This is a genomic window from Pseudomonas sp. 203-8 (assembly GCF_020708595.1).
Lineage (GTDB): Bacteria > Pseudomonadota > Gammaproteobacteria > Pseudomonadales > Pseudomonadaceae > Pseudomonas > Pseudomonas aeruginosa.
Map to the genome: position 1 here is coordinate 397,836 of NZ_JAJFDF010000005.1, position 20,164 is coordinate 417,999.

Annotated in this window: 17 protein-coding genes, 1 pseudogene and 1 riboswitch; of the genes and pseudogenes, 10 read left to right on the forward strand and 8 right to left on the reverse strand. The window is 66.5% G+C overall.

Annotation, left to right across the window (positions count from 1 at the left end; translation table 11 throughout):
• Positions 1 to 3,029: pseudogene (cdrA, locus tag LJF27_RS14430) on the reverse strand (two-partner secretion system adhesin CdrA); the annotation flags it as partial.
• Between the two features lie 320 nt (positions 3,030 to 3,349).
• Between cdrA and LJF27_RS14435 the strand changes: the two are divergent.
• The 5 genes from LJF27_RS14435 to LJF27_RS14455 all read left to right on the forward strand — a co-directional run bounded on the left by LJF27_RS14435 (position 3,350) and on the right by LJF27_RS14455 (position 8,478).
• Positions 3,350 to 4,321, forward strand: coding sequence for a 2-hydroxyacid dehydrogenase (locus LJF27_RS14435; protein ID WP_003146034.1), 972 nt, complete (start codon positions 3,350 to 3,352; stop codon positions 4,319 to 4,321).
• A gap of 109 nt (positions 4,322 to 4,430) precedes the next feature.
• Positions 4,431 to 5,429, forward strand: coding sequence for a class I SAM-dependent methyltransferase (locus LJF27_RS14440; RefSeq protein ID WP_003117439.1), 999 nt, complete (start codon positions 4,431 to 4,433; stop codon positions 5,427 to 5,429).
• A 94-nt stretch (positions 5,430 to 5,523) separates the two neighbouring features.
• Complete coding sequence (locus LJF27_RS14445; protein WP_003094922.1) at positions 5,524 to 6,987, forward strand: amino acid permease; 1,464 nt, start codon at positions 5,524 to 5,526, stop codon at positions 6,985 to 6,987.
• A 138-nt stretch (positions 6,988 to 7,125) separates the two neighbouring features.
• Positions 7,126 to 7,249: riboswitch (yybP-ykoY riboswitch) on the forward strand.
• Between the two features lie 90 nt (positions 7,250 to 7,339).
• Positions 7,340 to 7,918: a TMEM165/GDT1 family protein gene (locus tag LJF27_RS14450; RefSeq protein WP_003094926.1), complete on the forward strand. Its 579-nt coding sequence runs from the start codon at positions 7,340 to 7,342 to the stop codon at positions 7,916 to 7,918.
• A 116-nt stretch (positions 7,919 to 8,034) separates the two neighbouring features.
• Positions 8,035 to 8,478, forward strand: a complete 444-nt coding sequence (locus LJF27_RS14455; protein ID WP_003114708.1) for a nuclear transport factor 2 family protein — start codon at positions 8,035 to 8,037, stop codon at positions 8,476 to 8,478.
• Between the two features lie 9 nt (positions 8,479 to 8,487).
• Here the strand turns inward: LJF27_RS14455 and LJF27_RS14460 are convergent, their stop codons facing one another.
• Positions 8,488 to 9,513: an NAD-dependent epimerase/dehydratase family protein gene (locus tag LJF27_RS14460; RefSeq protein ID WP_003121034.1), complete on the reverse strand. Its 1,026-nt coding sequence runs from the start codon at positions 9,511 to 9,513 to the stop codon at positions 8,488 to 8,490.
• 143 nt (positions 9,514 to 9,656) lie between these two features.
• On the reverse strand, positions 9,657 to 10,478 hold the full coding sequence (locus tag LJF27_RS14465; protein WP_003099360.1) for a M48 family metallopeptidase: 822 nt from the start codon (positions 10,476 to 10,478) through the stop codon (positions 9,657 to 9,659).
• 162 nt (positions 10,479 to 10,640) lie between these two features.
• Between LJF27_RS14465 and LJF27_RS14470 the strand changes: the two genes are divergently transcribed.
• On the forward strand, positions 10,641 to 12,779 hold the full coding sequence (locus LJF27_RS14470; protein WP_003099358.1) for a methyl-accepting chemotaxis protein: 2,139 nt from the start codon (positions 10,641 to 10,643) through the stop codon (positions 12,777 to 12,779).
• 2 nt (positions 12,780 to 12,781) lie between these two features.
• On the opposite strand, the gene LJF27_RS14475 is transcribed toward LJF27_RS14470, so the two are convergent.
• Positions 12,782 to 13,396 (reverse strand): SOS response-associated peptidase, encoded by a 615-nt coding sequence (locus tag LJF27_RS14475; protein WP_003123419.1) that lies wholly within the window; start codon positions 13,394 to 13,396, stop codon positions 12,782 to 12,784.
• A 425-nt stretch (positions 13,397 to 13,821) separates the two neighbouring features.
• On the opposite strand from LJF27_RS14475, the gene LJF27_RS14480 reads away from it, so the two are divergent.
• Entirely contained in the window at positions 13,822 to 14,526 is a 705-nt protein-coding gene (locus LJF27_RS14480) for an MgtC/SapB family protein (RefSeq protein ID WP_003457052.1), read from the forward strand.
• A 12-nt stretch (positions 14,527 to 14,538) separates the two neighbouring features.
• Here the strand turns inward: LJF27_RS14480 and LJF27_RS14485 are convergent, their stop codons facing one another.
• Together LJF27_RS14485 and LJF27_RS14490 are read right to left on the reverse strand one after the other, a co-directional pair.
• On the reverse strand, positions 14,539 to 14,802 hold the full coding sequence (locus tag LJF27_RS14485; protein WP_003094943.1) for a putative signal transducing protein: 264 nt from the start codon (positions 14,800 to 14,802) through the stop codon (positions 14,539 to 14,541).
• Positions 14,802 to 14,984 carry a CPXCG motif-containing cysteine-rich protein gene (locus LJF27_RS14490; RefSeq protein WP_003094945.1) on the reverse strand — a complete coding sequence of 61 codons (183 nt, stop codon included), beginning with the start codon at positions 14,982 to 14,984 and terminating at the stop codon, positions 14,802 to 14,804. The genes LJF27_RS14485 and LJF27_RS14490 overlap by 1 nt, the downstream gene beginning before the upstream one ends.
• 97 nt (positions 14,985 to 15,081) lie before the next feature.
• Here LJF27_RS14490 and LJF27_RS14495 point away from each other — a divergent pair, with 97 nt between their 5' ends.
• A complete protein-coding gene (locus LJF27_RS14495) occupies positions 15,082 to 16,242 on the forward strand; it encodes a 1-acyl-sn-glycerol-3-phosphate acyltransferase (RefSeq protein WP_003099351.1) in 1,161 nt (386 codons plus the stop codon).
• A gap of 120 nt (positions 16,243 to 16,362) precedes the next feature.
• On the opposite strand, the gene LJF27_RS14500 is transcribed toward LJF27_RS14495, so the two are convergent.
• On the reverse strand, positions 16,363 to 16,641 hold the full coding sequence (locus tag LJF27_RS14500; RefSeq protein WP_003114705.1) for a hypothetical protein: 279 nt from the start codon (positions 16,639 to 16,641) through the stop codon (positions 16,363 to 16,365).
• Positions 16,642 to 16,924: 283 nt separating this feature from the next.
• Between LJF27_RS14500 and LJF27_RS30445 the strand changes: the two genes are divergently transcribed.
• Positions 16,925 to 17,131, forward strand: coding sequence for a hypothetical protein (locus LJF27_RS30445; protein WP_003094951.1), 207 nt, complete (start codon positions 16,925 to 16,927; stop codon positions 17,129 to 17,131).
• A 57-nt stretch (positions 17,132 to 17,188) separates the two neighbouring features.
• Here LJF27_RS30445 and LJF27_RS14510 read toward each other — a convergent pair whose 3' ends face one another.
• Positions 17,189 to 17,776, reverse strand: a complete 588-nt coding sequence (locus LJF27_RS14510; RefSeq protein WP_003094953.1) for a YajG family lipoprotein — start codon at positions 17,774 to 17,776, stop codon at positions 17,189 to 17,191.
• Between the two features lie 841 nt (positions 17,777 to 18,617).
• On the opposite strand from LJF27_RS14510, the gene mqo reads away from it, so the two are divergent.
• Positions 18,618 to 20,141, forward strand: a complete 1,524-nt coding sequence (mqo, locus tag LJF27_RS14515) for a malate dehydrogenase (quinone) (RefSeq protein WP_003099345.1) — start codon at positions 18,618 to 18,620, stop codon at positions 20,139 to 20,141.
• Positions 20,142 to 20,164: the final 23 nt, after the last annotated feature.

The window sequence follows — 20,164 nt, forward strand, 5'->3', positions numbered from 1 at the left end:
AGCGCCGGATCCAGGTCGCCGTAGACCTTGGTCTTGGCATCGGCGATCACGTTCAGTTGTGCCGGGGTGATGCGCAGGTCGTTGCCGACGTAGCTGAGGGTGTAATTGGCCGTGTTGAGGCCCAGCCCGCCCTGGAGTATCCCGTAGTTGCCGACGTTCTCCCCGGCCACCCGGCCGAGGTTGCCGCTCAGCACGCCAGCGGCGGTATCGCTGTTCTTCAGGCCACTGACCTGGTAGGTGAGGGTCGGATCGGCGTCGCCATAGACCTTGGTCTTGGCGTCGGCGCTGACGATCAATTGCGCCGGCGTGACGGTCAGCTTGCCGTCCTGGCGCACCAGTTGGTAACGCTGGCTGAAATACTCGCTGCCATTGGCGTTACCGGTGATCGCGTACTGCCCGACATTCGACGCCTGGGTCGCCGTGGTGCTGGCGGTCGCCTGGTAGAGGTCGTTGAACTGACTGTTGACGTAGGCGTCGATGGCGTTGATGCCGGACATCGTGGCCGTCAGAGTCGGATTCACATCACCGTAGACGCGGGTAGCGTCATTGGCGGTCAGGGTGGCGGTCTGCTGGCGGGAAAGGATGTCGCCAGCAGTGGTGGTGGTCTTGAACATCTCCACCTGGGCGCGCTCGGCGAAGCTGTTGAACGCTCCCTCGCGCATGAACAGGTCCAGGCGGGTATCGACGCGGCTGGTCTTGCCGCCGAGGCCGAAGATCAGTTCCTCGGTCAGGCCGGTGCCGACGTCGTACTGCAGCTCGTCGGTCACGCCGATCACGCCGCCGAAGCCCTTGACGCCCCAACTGGTGCCCCAGTTTCCGGTCCAGGTGGTGACGCTGCCGTTGCCGGCGGCGACGGTGAACCCGCTGGGCGCACCGCCGTTCGGGGTGGCGGTGACGTTGCTGCCGTTGACCTGGTAGCGCAGGTTGGTCACCAGGTAGTCCGACGAGTCGTTGGTCGGGAAACTGGCGGAACCGCTGACCCGCCGATAGGGCAGCGCGGTGAACACCAGGCGGTCGAACTCGCTGTTGCCGTCGGCAGTCAGCGTGTAGTTGCCGGTGGTGCCGACGCTGTTGGCCTCGAGAATCCGCGTGCCGACGCTGGAGACGATGTTCTGCGCGGTGCCGGTCATGCTCTGGTTGATGAACGGATCGAACACCGTGCCGCTCGTGGTCAAGCCGGTGGCGTTGCTCTGCCGGTACTTGAGCGTACCGTTGAAGGTCTGCAGCGCCAGGTTGCCGGCGTAGTTGTCCCAGGAAGCCAGGTCGATGCTACCGGCGCGGCCGGCGAGGTTGGCGGCGATCAATGCGGTACCGGCCTGCTGGCTGATCTTGCCGGCGGTGCTGGTCTGCATCCACAGGGTGCCGCTGCCCAGGTCGACGATGCCGCTGGTCTGCGGCGTGCCGCCGCTGAGGAAGCTGATGTTGCCGCCGGCGCGGATTGCCAGGCTGCCGTTGCGGAACAGGATCGGCGCAGAGATATCCACCGCACCGGTAGGTCCGGTGGCGATCAGCTCCAGGCCGCGACTGGCGCCGCCCAGGTTGCTGGTGATCAGCGGCGCTTCCACCGACAGCCGGTCGCTGGCGCTGAGGGTCACCTTGCCGCCTGCCAGCGCACCGGTAACCACCGAGGCATTCACCGTCGCGTCGCCGCTGGCGCCGTTGGCGCCCCCCACCGAGCCGGAGGTGCCGCCGGATGCGACGATGCGCAGGGTGGTCGGGTCGAGCAGCCAGGTGCCACCGTTGCCGTAGGGTGCGGCGACGCTGACGTAGGCGCTGTCGGCGATGCTCAGGTTGACCTTGCCGGAGGTCTCCACCAGGCCTCCGTTGCCGCCCTGGGCGCCGCCGCGCGCGAGGATCCGCCCGTCCATGCGGGTATTGCCGTCGGACCAGACCACCGCCAGGCCGCCATTGCCCTTGCCGGTAGCCGAGACGTCGATGCTGGCGCCCTTGGCCAGCGTAGCGTTCTTCGCCCGTGGCAGCTCGCCGCGGCCCTGGAAGTCGCCGCCGATGCGCACGCTGCCGCCCTGTGCGGCGCCGCGGGCGTCGATGCTGGCGGTGCTCGCCAGGGCCACCTGCTGCCCGCTGACCAGCACGTCGCCGCCGCTCTTCGGACCGCTGACGTCGATCTTGCCGGCGACCTGGATGTCCCCGGACTTGCTTACCAGCGCCACGCTGCCCTCGCGCACCTCGGTGCCGCGGGCGAGGATCACGCCGGACAGGTTGACCGCGTTGTCGACCACCCGGGAAGCCTGCTCGGCGGTGATCAGCACGCTACCGCCGTCGGCCTGGATCGCGCCGCCGTTGCTGACCAGCGCCTGGGCATCCTGCGGCTTGCGGGTAACCGGGTCGGTCACGGCGATGGACACCAGGCCATCGCCGTAGAGGTCGATGGTCGCGGCGTTGCCGGCGGCCATCGCCACGGTGCCGAGACGGGCGTTGATCACGCCGTTGTTGGCCACGGACGGCGCGACGAAGGCCGCCAGGCCTTTCTCCGCGACGCTGATGCTGCCGTCGTTGACGATCCGCGCGTCGGGGTTTCCGGGCTGGTCGAAGATCAGCTTGCCCTGGCGGAAGTGTTCGTCGCTGATGTTCGCCGTGGTGGTGATCAGGGAGCCCACGTCGACCTTGGCCGAGCCGCTGAATACCACGCCGTTGGAGTTGTAGATGATCACCTGGCCGGGCGCGGAGATGCGCCCGGCGATCACACTTTCCTGGCCTGCGGTGACCCGGTTCAGGGTCGACGAGGTCACGCCGGGCTGGTTGAAGCGCACCGCCTCGTCGGCGGAGACGTCGAAGCCCTTCCAGTTGATGATCGCGCGCTGGGTGCTCTGGTCGATCAGCGTGGTCTTGCCCTGCTGGCTGATCTTGATCTCGTTGGGGTTGAACTGGGCACCGGTAGGTGCCGCCATGGCCGCGTTGATGCTGGCGATGGCGAACATGAGGGTGCTGCTGGCGGCAAAGACGAAACGCCCTTCCCTACCAGCTTTCGAAGAGGTGCGCTTGCCGCGCTGGCTATCCGGACGGACCATGAAAATCTCCCTATCTGCGTGGCGCACGTCAGTTTTCCAGCACTGCATTTCGTCAGTTAAATGACGAAAATCTGAGAAGCAATTCACATTGCGCCTTGTGTGCCAAAAAAATGCCTTTCAGATCAAAAATTGTCCACTTGAAAGGGCGACCGTTCGTCGGAGTGACTCAAAAATGACACTACAGATGTTAAATATGTAATACCGTCAAAAAACCGACAATACTTTCTGGATAATCACTGTCAAGAAAACCGGAAGACCTCCCTGGCACGCGGGTTTGCTAGGCTAGGCAGCCCCCATCCGCTGCCGCCAAGGAACCGTCCATGAGCCATGCCCTGCGCGCCGTTTTCCTCGACCATGCCTCCCTCGACCTCGGCGATCTGGACATGCGCCCCCTGCACGCCGCCTTCGACGAGCTGCAACTGCATGCCGCCAGCCAGCCGCAGGAAGTCGCCGCGCGGCTGCACGGTGCGCGGGTCGCGATCAGCAACAAGGCGCCGATCGACGCGCAATGCATCGCCGCCTGCCCAGAGCTGGAATTGATCCTGGTCAGCGCTACCGGCACCAACAACATCGATCTCGCTGCCGCTCGCGAGCGCGGTATCGTCGTCGCCAACTGCCATGGCTACGGCACGCCCTCGGTAGCCCAGCACACCCTCGCGCTGCTGCTGGCCTTGGCTACGCGCCTGCCGGACTACCAGCAGGCGGTACGCGGCGGTCGCTGGCAGCAATCCAGCCAGTTCTGCCTGCTGGACTTCCCCATCGTCGAACTGGAAGGCAAGACCCTCGGCCTGCTCGGCCATGGCGAACTGGGCGGGGCGGTGGCGCGGCTGGCGGAGGCGTTCGGCATGCGCGTGCTGCTCGGTCAGTTGCCAGGACGGCCTGCCCGGGCGGACCGCCTGCCGCTTGGCGAACTCCTGCCACGGGTCGACGCCCTGACCCTGCACTGCCCGCTGACCGAGGACACCCGCGGGATGCTCGGCGCCGCCGAACTGGCGCTGATGAAGCCTGGCGCCTTCCTGGTCAATACTGCCCGTGGCGGCCTGGTCGACGAACAGGCGCTGGCCGACGCCCTGCGCGGCGGCCACCTGGGCGGCGCCGCTACCGACGTGCTCAGCGTCGAACCGCCGAGAAACGGCAATCCGCTGCTGGCCCCCGACATCCCGCGCCTGATCGTCACCCCCCATAACGCCTGGGGCAGTCGCGAGGCGCGGCAGCGCATCGTCGGCCAACTGGCGGAAAACGCAGAGGCATGGAAGGCCGGGCGCGCCCTGCGGGTAGTCAACGCCGGCTGAGACGGCGCTGCGGGCACCGCGCACGGATGAACGGCGATCCTCGCCGACAATCCATGCGGGTATGCCAGGCCCAAGCCTGTTAAGATTTCCCATTTTTTCCGGAGCCCGCATGGACCCTCGCAGTGAAGTGCTGCTGCGCCAGCGCCACCTCTTCGCGACCCCGCTGCTGCTGGCCGGCCTGCCCGCCGACGACCTGCTCGCCGAGCTACCGCAGGCCCAGGGCTGGAGCTGGCACGCCGGCGAGCAGGCGCAGTTGGACGCCCGCTTCCCCGACCGTAGCCGTTTCGACACGCGCGCGCCGACCGGCGCCTGGACTTCGGCCGTTCTGTTCCTGCCCAAGTCCCGCGAACTGACCGACTACCTGCTGGCCAGCCTGGCCGCCCGCCTGCCCGGCGGCGAACTCTTCCTGGTCGGCGAAAAGCGCGGCGGGATCGAGCGCGCGAGCAAGCAGTTGGCCGCCTACGGCAAGCCCCGCAAACTGGATAGCGCGCGGCATTGCCAGCTCTGGCAGGTGCGTATCGAACAGGCGCCGGCCGAGCCCGACCTGCACGCCCTGGCCCAGCGCTACAGCCTGCCGCTGGCCGATGGCGAGCTGCAGGTGGTGAGCCTGCCGGGGGTGTTCAGCCATGGCCGCCTGGATCGCGGCAGCGCGCTGCTGCTGGGGCAACTGCAAGCCCTGCCCGGCGGCCATCTGCTGGACTTCGGCTGCGGTGCCGGGGTACTCGGGGCGGTCCTCAAGCGTCGCTACCCCGCCAGTCGCCTGAGCCTGCTCGACGTCGACGCCTTCGCTGTCGAGAGCAGCCGACTGACCCTCGCCGCCAACGGCCTGGACGGCGAAGTGATCGCCGCCGACGGCATCGACGGCGCGCCGCGCGAACTCGCCGCGATCGTCAGCAACCCGCCCTTCCACCAGGGCGTGCACACCGACTACCAGGCCTCCGAGCGCCTGCTGCAACGCGCCGCCGAGCACCTGGCGCCGGGCGGCGAACTGCGCCTGGTCGCCAACAGCTTCCTGAAGTACCCGCCATTGATCGAACGCCACCTCGGCCCCTGCCGGACACTCGCCGAAGGCGACGGTTTCCGCATCTACTCCGCCCGTCGCTCCTGATTTCTGCCTGGAACCCTGTGAATGAAGCTTTTCCTCTCCCTGCCCGCACGCCCGCAGCCAGACCCTTCCGTGGCCACCCGCCGGGAGGCCGCCGATGACTGACCTGAACGCCAGCCAGGGCCAGCAATTGCGGCGGGTGCTCAAGCCGCGCCACCTGAACATGATCGCCATCGGCGGCTCCATCGGCACCGGGCTGTTCGTCGCCTCCGGGGCCACAGTGGCCACCGCCGGGCCCGGCGGTGCGCTGCTTTCCTACGCACTGATCGGGCTGATGGTGTACTTCCTCATGACCAGTCTCGGCGAGATGGCCGCCTACATGCCCGTTTCCGGCTCGTTCTGCACCTATGGCAGCCGGTTCGTCGAAGATGGCTTCGGTTTCGCCCTCGGCTGGAACTACTGGTACAACTGGGCGGTGACCATCGCCGCGGAGCTGGTGGCAGCGCAACTGGTGATGAGTTTCTGGTTCCCCGAGGTGCCGGGCATCTACTGGAGCGCGATCTTCCTGGGCATCATGTTCGGCCTCAACGTGATTTCCGCGCGCGGCTTCGGCGAGAGCGAATTCTGGTTCGCCCTGATCAAGGTAGTCACGGTGGTGATCTTCATCGGCGTCGGCCTGGCGACCATCTTCGGCATCATGCATGGCGTAGAGTCGCCCGGCTTCAGCAACTTCACCATGGGCGACGCGCCCTTCGTCGGCGGCTTCCAGGCGATGGTCGGGGTGGCGATGATCGCCGGCTTCTCGTTCCAGGGCACCGAACTGATCGGCATCGCCGCCGGTGAATCGGAAAATCCGCGGAAGAACATCCCGATCGCCATTCGCCAGGTGTTCTGGCGCATCCTGATGTTCTACATCCTGGCGATCTTCGTGATCGGCATGCTGATTCCCTACACCGACCCGAACCTGCTGAAGAACGATGCCAGCGACATCAGCGTGTCGCCCTTCACCCTGCTCTTCGAGCGCGCCGGCTTCGCCGCGGCGGCCGGGGTGATGAACGCGGTGATCCTCTCGGCGATCCTCTCCGCCGGCAACTCCGGCATGTACGCCTCGACCCGGATGCTCTACAACCTCGCCCTCGAGGGCAAGGCACCGCGCCTGTTCTCCCGCGTCTCGCGCAGCGGCGTGCCACGCAACGCGCTGTACGCCACTACCCTGGTCGGCGCCCTGTGCTTCCTCACTTCGGCCTTCGGCGACAGCACCGTCTACACATGGCTGCTGAACACCTCGGGCATGTGCGGCTTCATCGCCTGGCTGGGCATCGCCATCTCCCACTATCGCTTCCGCAAGGGTTACCTGGCCCAGGGCGGCCGCCTGGAAGACCTGCCCTACCGGGCCAAGCTGTTCCCCTTCGGGCCGCTGTTCGCCTTCGCCCTGTGCATGGTCATCACCCTCGGGCAGAACTACCAGGCGCTGGTGGGCGAGCGCATCGACTGGATCGGCCTCCTCGCCACCTATATCAGCCTGCCGCTGTTCCTGGCGATCTGGCTGGGATACCGCTGGAAGAAGCGCGCACGCTTCGTTCGCTACCACGAAATGGACGTCAGCCCGACCAATACCTGACTCACCCTGCCGCCCAGCGATTCCTCGCGGATCGCTGCGGATGCCGGCACGTTTCCTTGCGATCAGGCTCCCTCGCCGCCCTCCCGGACGAAAGTTTCCGTCCCGGGCTTGCCCAAGCCGCCCGGCTTGGGCAGAATGCGCCCCGTCCTAGGGGAGTAGTCTCCCGCGAGCGCCGCACCGGCCTCGCCCGGCACGCGTCAACACACTTGGTCCGCAGACCATGGCGCGCGCGACCCAAGCCTGCCCAGACAGGCCAAGGGTTTGACAAGACCTATGACACGCACGATCTGACCCGGGGCGGGCAGATGGCGCGTGTCATGGTGATTGGTCGACCCGCCCCTTAGGAAGCCTGATGGAATCGCTGTTCGTCCCTACCCTCATCGTTGCCCTCGCGGAAATCGGCGACAAGACCCAGTTGCTGGCACTCCTGCTCGCGGCGCGTTTCCGCAAGCCGTGGCCGATCATCGCCGGCATCGTCGCCGCCACCCTGGCCAACCATTTCGCTGCCGGCGCGGTGGGCGCCTGGGTCGCCAGCTTCTTCTCGGAAGCCACCCTCAGTTGGATCCTCGCCGCCTCCTTCATCGCCGTCGCCCTGTGGACGCTGGTACCGGACAAGCTCGACGACGAAGAGTCCGGACTGAAGAAATACGGCCCCTTCCTCACCACCCTGATCGCGTTCTTCCTCGCCGAGATGGGCGACAAGACCCAGGTCGCCACGGTCATGCTGGCCGCCCAGTATCCGCATTTCTGGCTGGTGGTGATCGGCACCACCCTGGGCATGCTGATCGCCAACGTACCGGTGGTACTGATCGGCAACCTGGCCGCCGACAAGCTGCCGCTGACCCTGATCCGCCGCCTGGCCGCGGCCGCCTTCGCCGCACTTGGCCTGTACGCCGCCTGGCACGCCGCGCAATTGACCGGCTGGCTCTGAAGGACTGCGCCGCCGGGCCCGGGATGGCTGGGCGGCCAATGCAAAATGCATGGGAACGGCTACAGTTCAGGCAGGCACCGGATGCCTGCCCCACCACTCGCCCTCGAGAGCCGGAGATGCCCTCACACGACCTGAAACGACTCGCCCGCCATCACATCGAGCTGTCCTGGAACAAGGGCCGCATGGCGTTGGTGGAGCAGTTGCACAGCAAGGATTTCCTCTACAAAAGCTCGTTCATCGGCCGTCCCCTGGATACCGCCGGCTATATCCGCCTGCTGCAGGACATCCGCACGGCGATGCCGGACCTGGAGGTCGTGGTCGAAGACTGCATCGGCGAGGAACGCAAGGTGTTCACCTGGAGCACGCTGATCGGCACCATCGTCCGGCCGACCCTGGGCTATCCGGCCAGCGACAAGGTGCTGAGCATTTCCGCGATGGGCTTCTGGGTGTTCAACCCGCAGGGCCAGTTGCAGGAGCTGTGCACCATGTTCGACATGGAGAGCTTTCGCGCCCAGCTGGGACTGCAGACCCGACCCTTCGCGGAAAAAACGCTGCCCTAGCCAACCGTCCTAGGCATTGAAATAGCCGTTGTCGCGGAACCAGTCGATGGCGCGCAGCAGGGTGTCGTCGAGGGCGGTGGTGGAGAAGAAGCCGAGTTCCTCGCGGGCCTTGCGTCCATCGAGGAACTGCCCGCCAGCCATCACCTCGATGGCGGTTTCGTCGAGCAGCGGCAACTGGCCGCTGACCCGGTAGCGCAAGCGGCCCAGGGTGGCCAGCGCGCGAGCCATGGCCATCGACATCGGCTGCGGCGCAGGCTGGCCGAGCAGCTCGGCGATGCGCCGGGTCAGGTCGGCCATTTCCAGGTTGTGCCCGGTCAGCAGGTAGCGCTCGCCGATACGCCCGCGCTCAAGGGCCATCAGCAGTCCGCGCCCGGCTTCGGCGGCATCGATGACGTTACGCTGGCCGGCGACGTAGTGGGTCATCTCGCCATTGCCGATGGCGGTGATCACGCGCCCGGTAGTCGGGCCGATGTCCAGTTCGCCGAGTACCATGCCGGGAATCCCGATCACCACCGGCAGGCCGTTGCGCGCCTGCTCCCGGGCCTGCTCGTCGAGCGCCCATTTGCACAGCACGTAGGAACTCTTGCCGCTCGGCAGGCTGTCGTAGAACAACCCTTCGTGGCCCGGTAGTCCCTGGGGATGGCGGGGCATGGCATATGCCGAACCGACATAGAGGATGCGCGGCACCCTGGCCTGCAGGCAGGCGGCATAGAACGGGTTGGTCTGGCCCAGCGCGCTGGCCACTTCCTCCTGCCAGCGGCGCGGCCGCGAAGGATAGTAGCCGGCGCTGAAGATCACCCCGTCGAGGCCGCGCAGGGCGCGTTCCAGGCCGGCGTGGTCGAGCATCTCGGCGACCCGGCACTCGGGCTCCAGATAGGCGAGACGCTGGATCTGCGAAGAAGGACGGTGGATCAGCACCAGATCGTGACCGGCGGCCCTGATGGCGCGCGCGGCGTGATGTCCCAGCAGGCCGGTGGCTCCGAGTACGGCGTATTTCACATGAGCTCCAGGGCGTGAGAGTGGCTGTTCGTCCACGGGTCCCGCAAGCGGGTCGGCCAGCAGTCTAGGCCGAACACCGGCGAGATACCAAACAGCAGGTTACGGAAATACACAACAGGCGTTTCCGATGGTAAGCCTGTCGGCGCGCCGGCCGCCCCCCGCGACCGCGCGCCCTGGCCTCACTTGCCGCGCCTGGCCTGCTGGTACAGCGGCATCACCTTGGGAATCGCGGCCTGGAGATTGGCCATCCGCGAACTGTCGGAGGGGTGGGTGCTGGTGAACTCGGGCTGGCTGGCGCCGCCGCTGGCCCTGCCCATCTTCTGCCAGAGGGTGATCGCCGCTTCCGGGTTGTAGCCGGCGCGGGCGGCCAGCTCGAGACCGATCAGGTCGGCTTCGTTCTCGTTGGCACGACTGTTGGGCAGGGTCATCAGGTAGTCGACGCCGGTATTGGCCAGTTGCAGGCTTTCCTGGCCGAGGCCGGCCAGGGCGCCGATCTGGCTGGCCACCTGCACGCCGTAGGCCTTGGACATGGCCTCGCGCCCATGCTCGCGCAGGGCGTGGGCGATCTCGTGGCCCATCACCGCGGCTATCTCGTCGTCGGTGAGCTTCAGCTTGTCGATCAGCCCGGTGTAGAAAATGATCTTGCCGCCGGGACCGCAGTTGGCATTGAGCTCGTCGCTCTTCACCACATTGACTTCCCAGTTCCAGCCGGTGGCGTCCGGGCGGAAGGCGGCGGTCTGCGGGATCAGCCGCTGGGCGATCGCCTTGACTCGCCGCGCGTCGGCGCTGCTGGTATCGAGCACGCCGGCGCTTTTCGCCTCGCCGAGAGTCTTCTGGTACGACTGTGCGTACATCTGGTCGACTTCCTGGCTGGACAACATGCTGAACATGTATTGCTTGCGGTCGACGCCGACGGCGCCGCCACTGGTGGTGTTCACTGCCTGGCAACCGGCGAGCAGCAGCGCGCCGGCGAGGGTGGCGAATCGGAAGGGATGAGCCATGGTCCTTTGTTCTCCTCTGAAGGCCGAGCGCATGGTAGGCCGCGCCTCGAACGCCGGCAACAGCCGTTGGCGAGGAAATCTCCGACGGCCGATTAAGGATTTGCCGTCCTCCTGCCGATAAGCTCCTCAGAGACAATTCCAACAAGGGTCAGAAGTCCCATCATGAAGCTCAAGTCGATCCAGTTTTCTGTCGCCGCCCTCGCCGGCGCCAGCGTTCTAAGCGTCGTCGTGGTGCTGGTGCTGTACGCCCTGTTCGCCGGCGCGCGAACGCAGGAGCTGGTGCAGCAACGCACCCAGGGCCTGTTGGAGAAGGTCATCAACGAGCGCCTGGTGGCCCTGGCCCGCGCCCAGGTCAGCCAGATCCAGCGCGAGCTGGAGTATCCGCTGACGGTGGTCCACGGCCTGGCCAACAGCACCCGCCTGCTCGGCGAGCCGGGCGCCGACGGCATGCCGCAGCTGAACGCCAGCCGCGACGAAATCTCCGCGCTGCTGCGCAGCACCGTGCAGAACAACCCCAAGCTGCTCGACACCTTCATGGCCTGGGAACCCAATGCCTTCGATACCGATGCCGCCTTCGCCGGGCAACCCGGCAAGGGCTACGGCCCGGACGGCCGCTACCTGCCCTGGTGGTATCGCGGCGCCGACGGCAAGCCGATCGTGGAGGCCATGGCCGACAGCATCGATAGCGAAAAGCTGCTGCCCACCGGGGTGCGCGAGAACGAGTTCTATGCCTGTCCGAAAGAGAACAAGCGTCCCTGCATCATCGACCCGGCCCCTTACGAAATGGGCGGCAAGACCGTGATGATGTCGTCCTTCAACGTGCCGATCATGGTCGGTGACCAGTTCCGCGGCGCAGTCGGTGCCGACCTCTCGCTGGCCTTCATCCAGGACCTGCTCAAGCGCGCCGACCAGCAGCTCTACGATGGCGCCGGGGAAATGGCGCTGATCGCCAGCAACGGCCGCCTGGTGGCCTACACCCGCGACGACAGCAAGCTCGGCGAGCCCGCCGGCAGCGTCCTCGACGGCAACGAAGTGGACAACCTGAAGAACCTCACGGTCGACCAGCCGCTCTACGACATCGACGCCGAGCACGGCCACATCGAGCTGTTCCTGCCTTTCACCATCGCCGACAGCGGCGTGCGCTGGACCCTCATGCTGCAGATTCCCCAGGCGGCGGTATTCGGCGAACTGCAGCAACTCCAGGGCGAGCTGAGCGACCAGCGCCAGCAGGATATCCTCGGCATGAGCCTGGCCGGCCTGGTGGTAGCGGCCCTCGGCCTGCTGGTGGTCTGGCTGGTCGGCTACGGCATCGCCCGGCCGCTGCGCCAATTGGTCGGCATGCTCGACGACATCGCCCAGGGCGAAGGCGACCTCACCCGCCGCCTGAGCAGCGAGCGCGCCGACGAGCTGGGCTCCATCGCCAAGGGCTTCAATACCTTCCTTGGCAAACTGCAGAACATGATCGGCCAGGTGGTGCAATCGGTGCAGAAGGTCAGCGACTCCTCGGAGCACACCGCCGACATCGCCATCCGCACCAACCAGGGCGTGCAGCAGCAACTGGCGGAGATCGAACTGGTGGCCACCGCGGTCCACGAGATGACCGCCACCGCCCAGGACGTGGCGCGCAACGCCACCCACGCCGCCGAGGCAGCCAACCACGCGGACCAGGCCGCGCACCAGGGCAAGCAGATCGTCGAAAGCAGCTCGGCGGCGATCCAGGCCCTGGCCAGCGAGATTGGCCGCGCGGTCGGAGTGGTGCAGAACCTGGCCAAGGACAGCGAAAACATCAACGCGATCCTGGTGGCGATCCGCGGTATCGCCGAGCAGACCAACCTGCTCGCCCTCAACGCCGCCATCGAGGCCGCCCGCGCCGGCGAGCAGGGTCGCGGTTTCGCGGTGGTGGCCGACGAGGTACGCAACCTGGCGCAGAAGACCCAGCAGGCCACCGAAGAAATCCAGAGCATGATCCAGCAGTTGCAGCAGGGCACCCGCGACGTGGTGAAGGTCATGCAGGACAGCCAGGAGCGCACCGACGACAGCGTGCGCCATGCGCGCCAAGCGGCCGAGGCGCTGGAGTCGATCACCCAGGCGGTATCGGTGATCAACGACATGAACACCCAGATCGCCAGCGCCGCCGAGGAGCAGAGCGCGGTGGCCGAGGACATCAACCGCAACGTCGCCAACATCGGCCAGGTCGCCAACCAGGTGGCCGGCGGCGCCGACGAGGCCTCACAGGCCAGCGCCGAGCTGACCCGCCTGGCCGAGCAGCAGCGGCGCCTGGTGAATCAGTTCAGGGTCTAGCGTCAGGCCGGGGTCAGGCACTCCGGCCCGTCGGTTTCAGGCTTGTTGACGAAGCCGGCCAGGGCCACGCTGCGCAGGTTCGGCTGGGGCTTGGCGAGCAGGCTTATCAGCGCCGGCAGCGGCGTGTCCGGAGCCAGCCAGGTATCCTGCTCGGCCTCGTCGAGCAGCAGCGGCCGGCGGAACTCGGCGGCCGCCTGGGATACCTGGGCCACGCTGAGCCAGGTTTGTCCATGCACCGGATAGGCCTCCCAGATGCCGGCGAAGAACAACAGGCGCTCGCCGGTGGAGACCCAGTACGGACGCTTGCGCACCCCGCGCCATTCATAGAAGCCGTTGGCCGGCAGCAGGCAGCGGCGCTGCTGGAACGCCTCGCGGAACATCGGTTGCTCGGCGAGGGTTTCCGCCCGTGCGTGGCTGGGCGTACGCGACAGGTCGGTGAGCCAGGCCGGGGTCAGCCCCCAGCGCGCCATGTCGGCGCGGCGCGCACCGGCGTCCTCGCGAACCATCAGCACCTGGTTCGCCGGAGAAATGTTCCACTGCGCCCGCCAATCCGCCGGAAAGCCCGGCAGGGCCGCCAGCGACGGATTCCAGCGGAACAGGGCGTAACGACCACTCATGCTTGGCACTGCCTGGTGAGGGAAAGCCGCACAGTGTAACCCGAAGCGCCACACTGGCCTTGCCGAACGCAAGCTGAATGAAACCCAATCTTAACTTGACGCGCCTATCCTCCAGGCTTAAGGTGCCGCCCGCATTCTGTAACCCACACAGGAGTCCTGCATTGGACAACAGCCCTAGTCGATTGCGACAGGTCCATCCGGCGAGCTAGTCCAGCAGAACCCTCTGCCACTGCCTCGCCGAACATGGCGGACAGTGGCGATCCGCATCCCGTCCGGGATGACGCATCCCCATTTTCCCTTCGTGTCCCTTCCCTCGCGCCAACCGCGCAGCGGGAAGCCGCGGTCCTGCGCAATCCATCGTCCCTTATCCGCGCGGACCGACGGCCCGCGCCAGCTCCGGCCGTCGGCCGGCAACGAGGTGAAACATGGATTGGAAAGTATTTCTCCTGCGCGTCGCGGTCGCGCTGGCCCTGGGCGCCCTGATCGGCGCCGAACGCCAGCTGCGCCAACGCCTCACCGGCCTGCGCACCAACGCGCTGGTCAGCACTGGCGCCTGCCTGTTCGTGCTGATGACCCAGGGCGTGCCCGGCCTGGCCGGCGACGCTTCACGGATCGCCGCCTATGTAGTCTCCGGGATCGGCTTCCTCGGCGGCGGCGTGATCATGCGCGACGGCCTCAACGTGCGCGGCCTGAACACCGCAGCCACCCTCTGGTGCACCGCCGCCATCGGCGTCCTGTGCAGCATGGGCCTGCTGCTGGAGGCCACGCTCGGCAGCCTGGTGGTGCTCTGCGCCAACATCCTGTTGCGCGACATCGCCCAACGCCTGAACCGCCAGGACGTGTTGCCGGCCAGCGAGGCCGAGCAACGCTACGAAGTGCAGATCGTCTGCCGCGCCGAGGACGAGATCCAGGTTCGCAGCCTGATGCTGCACAGCCTCGGCAGCAGCGACCTGCGCCTGCAATCGCTGCACAGCGAGGATCTGGACAACCCGGCCAAGCTGGAAGTCCGCGCCGAACTGCTCGGCACCCCCGAAGCTCCGGCGCAGCTGGAACGCCTGGTCAGCCGGGTCAGCCTGGAGAAAGGCGTCAGCTCGGTGCGCTGGCAGGTCTTCGAACTGGCGGCCGACTGAGCGGCGGCCGCCTCAACACAACAGGCTGCCGGGGCCGCAGGGCTCCGGCGGCTCCTCGGCCAACGGGGCGGCGGCGTTGTAGGCGAGGATCAGTTCTCGCGCCCGCTCCGTCTGCTCGTCCGCCACCAACAACGCCAGCAGTCCGCCAGGCGGCAGTTCGCCGATGGCGCCGACCAGGTGGCGGCCGCTGACATGGGCGGCGATCCCTTCGCTGGCGAGCATTCCCACCAGCATCTCGGCCTCCAGCAGGTCGGCCGGCTCATATACGCGCTGCATCAGTCATCCTCCCGGCGGACGTTCAGTGACCAGTCCTGCCCATCGGTGCGCAGGTCGAACAGGATCGGCCGGCAGCACACCGGGCAGTCCTCGTAGTACTGCTGGTCGCCGGCGCTCAGGTCGAGCAGCGCCTCGGCCGGTTCCCCGCAGTAAGGGCAGCTATAGGCCTGGCTTTCGAGCATCGCTGCACCCCCTATGAGTTCCGTTTATAATCGCGCGGTTCAATTTTCGGCCACCCCCTTGGGCGGCCTTCGCAGCATCCATATGGAACCAGAAAGCATGATGGGCGAGTTCGAAGCCATCCGACCCTACAGTGACGCCGAAGTCCCCGCGGTATTGCAACGCCTCCTGAGCGACGACGCCTTCCTCGGCGCCCTGGTCCGCTACCGCTTCCCGCGCCTGGCCGGTCCCCTCGGTTGGCTGCTCAAACCTCTTATAGCCCATCGCCTGGCCCGCGAGGTCACCGGCATCCGCAGCGTCGCCACGCTGCAGGACAAGTTCGAGCCCTACGTCGACCACACCATCGAGAAGGCCACCGATGGCGTCACCTACTCCGGGGTCAATCGCCTCAAGCCAGGCTGCGCCTACCTGTTCATCGCCAACCACCGCGATATCGTGATGGACCCGGCCTTCGTCAACTACGCCGTGTACCACGCCGGCCTGCCGACCCCGCGCATCGCCATCGGCGACAACCTGCTGCAGAAATCCTTCGTCAGCGACCTGATGCGCCTGAACAAGAGCTTCATCGTGCACCGTTCGCTGAGCGGCCGGCGCGAGAAGCTCGCCGCCTACCAGACGCTCTCCGCCTACATCAACCACTCGATCCGCGAGGACCGCCAGTCGGTGTGGATCGCCCAGGCCGAAGGGCGGGCCAAGGACGGCGACGACCGTACCGACTCGGCGATCCTCAAGATGTTCCACATGAGCCGCAAGGACGAACCCTTCGCCGAAATGGTGCGCGCCCTGCATTTCATCCCGGTGTCGATCAGCTACGAATACGACCCCTGCGACCTGGCCAAGGCCCGCGAGTTGCACACCCGCGCCAGCACCGGCGAGTACCGCAAGGCGCCGGGCGAGGACGATGCCAGCATCGCCCTGGGCATCACCGGCTACAAGGGCCGCGTGCACATCAACTTCGGCGCCGAGCTGGAGGGCGAGTTCAGCGACGCCAAGCAGCTGGCCGCCGAACTGGACCGGCAGATCCTCGGCAACTACCGTCTGTTCCCGGTGCACTACCTGGCCTACGAGATGAGCGAGAACCGCGACCCGGGCCTCGCCGTCCCCACGGCCGAGAGCCTGTTCGGCAGCGAGGAGCTGGAGAAGGCGCGCAAGGAATGGAACCGCCGCCTGGAGCAATGCCCGGCCGAGCAGCGCCCCTGGCTGGTGCTGCAATACGCCAACCCGGTGCTCAACCAATACCGGATCAAGCAGCAATCCTGAAGACGAAAGCCCGGCGCCGCCGGGCTTCTCCATCGGGCAACGGCTTCGAACCCGCAGGCGATGGACGGATAACCGCGATACGCTTATCCGCGTGCGGTTCGGCTCGCCGAGGCAGGGCTCTCAGAGCCGCGTGCTGGCCCAGCTGACCAGCAGCGCCAGGCCCAGGCAGGCGGTGCCGAATCGGTAGAAGAACAGGTTGATCCGCAGGGTCGCCTCGTCCATCGGCAATGCCGCCTCCCCCGCCTCGCCCTCCGCGGCCCAGCGCGCCAGGGCGCGACGCTCGCGTGCGCGGGTGGCCAGCAGCAGCCAGGCGCCGGCGACACCGAAGAACAGCGCAAGGCCGTTCACGGCCTGCGCGGGATGGGCGAGGAACAGCGCCCACAAGGCTTGCAAGGACATCGATAACCTCCGCAACAGGACCACACGCCGGGGCTACCGAATAACGCCTTGGGTGAGCTGATGACAGGACGGACCGTCGGGGACGGCGGGGAAGGACTGGTCGAATTCTATCCAGAATGCATGAGCGACGGCCAGCGGCACCCGGGTTGTCGCGACGAAGCGCAGCGGTTAGCAGCAATCCGTCTAAAAAAGGCGCGGCCTCGCCAGAGTGACCGACTAGTCTGAAAGTGCTTTTCCGGTCACAGAACCCCACCCAGGCAAACGACAACACAGGAGAGTCGTCATGCTGGAAACCGCACCCCACGAACATAACTATCTGATCGACCACCTGGACGAGATCGAGGCCGTGATCGTCGATCTTTCCTTCAATGTCCAGGACGACCGCTGGCTGGTGTACTGCACCGCCTGCGGCCATGAACACCTCGACCTGCCTGAGACCGACGAACGCATCAGCATCGGCGAGCCGGACCCGTTCCACCAGGCCGCCTGAGTTTCCCGAGCGCATGAAAAAGCCCGGCATCCGCCGGGCTTTCTCGTTACCGCCGGCTCATTGCTGGCCGAGGGTCTGAGCGATGGTCGGGTCCTTGAACACGCGGGTCAGGGCGTCGCTGAGCACCTCGCTGACCAGCTTGCTGTTGGTCGCCTGGTTCGGCGCCATGCCGAAGCGCTGGTTCAGCGAGGCGCCATAGCGACCGGTGTAGCGCCGGCTGCTGTTCTGCACGTCGGCGCGGAAGGTCGCGGTGATGTCGGCCTGGGTGACGTAGACGCCGTCCTTCGGCGACTGGTACTTCAGCTCGGCCAGGGTCAGGGTCAGTTGCGGCGCGTTGTAGGCGTTGGCCGAAGGCGTGTAGCCGAGCAGGCGCACGGCCGTCTCGGCCTGGGCCTGGAGCTTGGGCACCACGTCCTCGCTACGGACGGTCAGGGTGCTGGTATCGGCGTAGAGGCCGCCGCGAGTGCCCAGGGACGGGCCGGGACGGCCATCGACCACCTTGACCACCACCGGCTGGCCATGGCCGACTGCGGTCAACGGTCCTTTAAGGACCGGTTGCGGGTCCAGTTGTTGCGGGCTCAGGGCGCAGCCGCCGAGAACCAGGGCGCTTGCGGTCATCAGGCTGAGCAACAGGCGATGCAGCATGCTCATCTCTCCATGGGTTGGGCACGAATGGCCGGCAGTATAACGGCGCCGCGAAAGCACCGCAGCATTGCCTTGGACGTTCGCCACGGGGCGCGGTTCCTCGCCTGTGGCAGGTGGCGCAGGGCACGCATGCCCGGCGTTTGGCAGATACGGCGCGGCGGATTGTCCCAGGGGGCTTTCGCCGGCGGGCACTTCGTGACCGGGAATGGGAAAAAAGTCTAAGGAGCGGGGTATTTTTTGATTTTCACCGTTATAATCGCCCCCCGATTATAAGGACGCCTCCTGATCGGGTTCCGGCCCCCGCGCCATCCCCCCACAGAGAGCCGCCAGTAGAGCGCTGCCCCATGAGGCAGACGCCCTGAAACGCCTGTAGCGAGTTTTTCGGCAAGGAATGCCGCATGACCCCGCACGATTCTGCGAAGGCATGCCCGCGACAGACGAGCCCTTCCGGCCCATGTCTCCAAAAGAGCGTGGATCGAAGGTATTTCACTACTTCACGAGAGTGTGGCGAGCAATGAAGAGTTTTGCGTCGGTAAGTGCGCCATTAGCGCTTGAAACAGCCCCCCGCAGACGCGACCGCAGCGGATACCTCATGACCAGAGCCTGACGGCCCGTTCCGTCGCGAATGTGCTTGCACGACCGGATGCCCGCATGGGCCAGCCAGGCTGCCAGATCGCCAGCCCCGCGCCCGGCATCCATAGGCGATGACGCCCGGCGTCCCGCCGTTGTTGCGAAGAATCGGACATGACGGCTCCCTCCGCCGCTGCCTGCCGGCCCGTACCGGCCTCGGCCCCGCCCCGTCTGTCGTCAATTTGGTGCTGAAGATTTTGGAGAAGCGTTAATGGCGCAAAACGATCACGAAACAGTCGACATGCTGCTGGTAGGCGCCGGCATCATGAGCGCGACCCTGGCGGTCCTGCTCAAGGAACTCGACCCCAACCTGAAGATGGAAGTCGTCGAACTCCAGGAGTCCGGCGCGATCGAAAGCTCCAACCCGTGGAACAACGCGGGCACCGGCCACGCCGGCCTGTGCGAGCTGAACTACACCCCCCAGTCGGCCGACGGCAGCATCGACATCAAGAAAGCCGTGGGCATCAACACCATGTTCGAGGTGTCGAAGCAGTTCTGGTCGCACCTGGTCGCCAAGGGCACCTTCGGCTCGCCGAAGACCTTCATCAACCCGGTACCGCATCTGAGCTTCGTGCGCGGCAGCGAAGGCATCGCCTACCTGAAGAAGCGCTTCGAATCGCTGACGAAGCACCACGCTTTCGAGACCATGGTCTACTCCGAGGACAAGGCCACCCTCGCCGAGTGGATGCCGCTGATGATGCCGGGTCGTCCGGCCGACGAAGCGATCGCCGCGACCCGCGTCGAGGGCGGTACCGACGTCAACTTCGGCGCCCTGACCAACCAGCTCCTGCAACACCTGGCGCAACAGCCGGGCGCGCAGATCCGCTACAACCAGAAGGTCACCCACCTGCGCCGCGCCGATAACGGCTGGCGGGTCACCGTCAAGGACACCCGCAACGGCGGCGACCGCGAGATCCAGGCACGCTTCGTCTTCCTCGGCGCCGGCGGCGGCGCCCTGCCGCTCCTGCAACTTTCCGGCATCCCGGAAGGCAAGGGCTTCGGTGGTTTCCCGGTGAGCGGCCAGTGGCTGCGCTGCGACAACCCGGAAATCGTCAAGCAGCACCAGGCCAAGGTCTACAGCCAGGCCGAGGTCGGCTCGCCGCCGATGTCCGTGCCGCACCTGGACACCCGTGTGGTGGACGGCAAGAAATCCCTGCTGTTCGGCCCCTATGCCGGTTTCTCCACCAAGTTCCTGCGCCATGGCTCGTTCCTCGACCTGCCGCTGTCGGTACGCCCGGGCAACATCCTGCCGATGCTCTCGGTGGCCCGCGACAACATGGACCTGACCCGCTACCTGATCGGCCAGGTCATGCAGTCGCCGGAACAGCGCCTGGAAGCCCTGCGCAAGTTCTACCCCGAAGCCAGGGCCGAGGACTGGCGCCTGGAAGTCGCCGGCCAGCGCGTGCAGATCATCAAGAAGGATCCGAAGAAAGGCGGCATCCTGCAGTTCGGCACCGAGCTGGTGGCCGCCCACGACGGCTCCATCGCCGCCCTGCTGGGCGCCTCGCCGGGCGCCTCGGTGACCGTCTCGATCATGCTCGGCCTGATCGAGCGCTGCTTCCCGGAGCAGGCCCGCTCGCCGGAGTGGAGCGCCAAGCTGAAGGAAATCTTCCCGGCTCGCGAGAAAGAGCTGGAAAGCGACGCCGAGCTGTACCGCAGCGTCAGCAGCCGTTGCAGCGAGGTGCTGGAACTGACCGCGAAGAACGACGTGCAGGCCCCGGTCAACGCCGAGTGAGCCGCGCGCTATGGAACAAGCCG

Coding starts and splice junctions, on each gene's coding strand:
- LJF27_RS14435 (WP_003146034.1), top strand. CDS start 3,350: ATGAGCCATGCCCTGCGCGCCGTTTTCCTCGACCATGCCTCCCTCGAC.
- LJF27_RS14440 (WP_003117439.1), top strand. CDS start 4,431: ATGGACCCTCGCAGTGAAGTGCTGCTGCGCCAGCGCCACCTCTTCGCG.
- LJF27_RS14445 (WP_003094922.1), top strand. CDS start 5,524: ATGACTGACCTGAACGCCAGCCAGGGCCAGCAATTGCGGCGGGTGCTC.
- LJF27_RS14450 (WP_003094926.1), top strand. CDS start 7,340: ATGGAATCGCTGTTCGTCCCTACCCTCATCGTTGCCCTCGCGGAAATC.
- LJF27_RS14455 (WP_003114708.1), top strand. CDS start 8,035: ATGCCCTCACACGACCTGAAACGACTCGCCCGCCATCACATCGAGCTG.
- LJF27_RS14465 (WP_003099360.1), bottom strand. CDS start 10,478: ATGGCTCATCCCTTCCGATTCGCCACCCTCGCCGGCGCGCTGCTGCTC.
- LJF27_RS14470 (WP_003099358.1), top strand. CDS start 10,641: ATGAAGCTCAAGTCGATCCAGTTTTCTGTCGCCGCCCTCGCCGGCGCC.
- LJF27_RS14475 (WP_003123419.1), bottom strand. CDS start 13,396: ATGAGTGGTCGTTACGCCCTGTTCCGCTGGAATCCGTCGCTGGCGGCC.
- LJF27_RS14480 (WP_003457052.1), top strand. CDS start 13,822: ATGGATTGGAAAGTATTTCTCCTGCGCGTCGCGGTCGCGCTGGCCCTG.
- LJF27_RS14485 (WP_003094943.1), bottom strand. CDS start 14,802: ATGCAGCGCGTATATGAGCCGGCCGACCTGCTGGAGGCCGAGATGCTG.
- LJF27_RS14490 (WP_003094945.1), bottom strand. CDS start 14,984: ATGCTCGAAAGCCAGGCCTATAGCTGCCCTTACTGCGGGGAACCGGCC.
- LJF27_RS14495 (WP_003099351.1), top strand. CDS start 15,082: ATGATGGGCGAGTTCGAAGCCATCCGACCCTACAGTGACGCCGAAGTC.
- LJF27_RS14500 (WP_003114705.1), bottom strand. CDS start 16,641: ATGTCCTTGCAAGCCTTGTGGGCGCTGTTCCTCGCCCATCCCGCGCAG.
- LJF27_RS30445 (WP_003094951.1), top strand. CDS start 16,925: ATGCTGGAAACCGCACCCCACGAACATAACTATCTGATCGACCACCTG.
- LJF27_RS14510 (WP_003094953.1), bottom strand. CDS start 17,776: ATGCTGCATCGCCTGTTGCTCAGCCTGATGACCGCAAGCGCCCTGGTT.
- mqo (WP_003099345.1), top strand. CDS start 18,618: ATGGCGCAAAACGATCACGAAACAGTCGACATGCTGCTGGTAGGCGCC.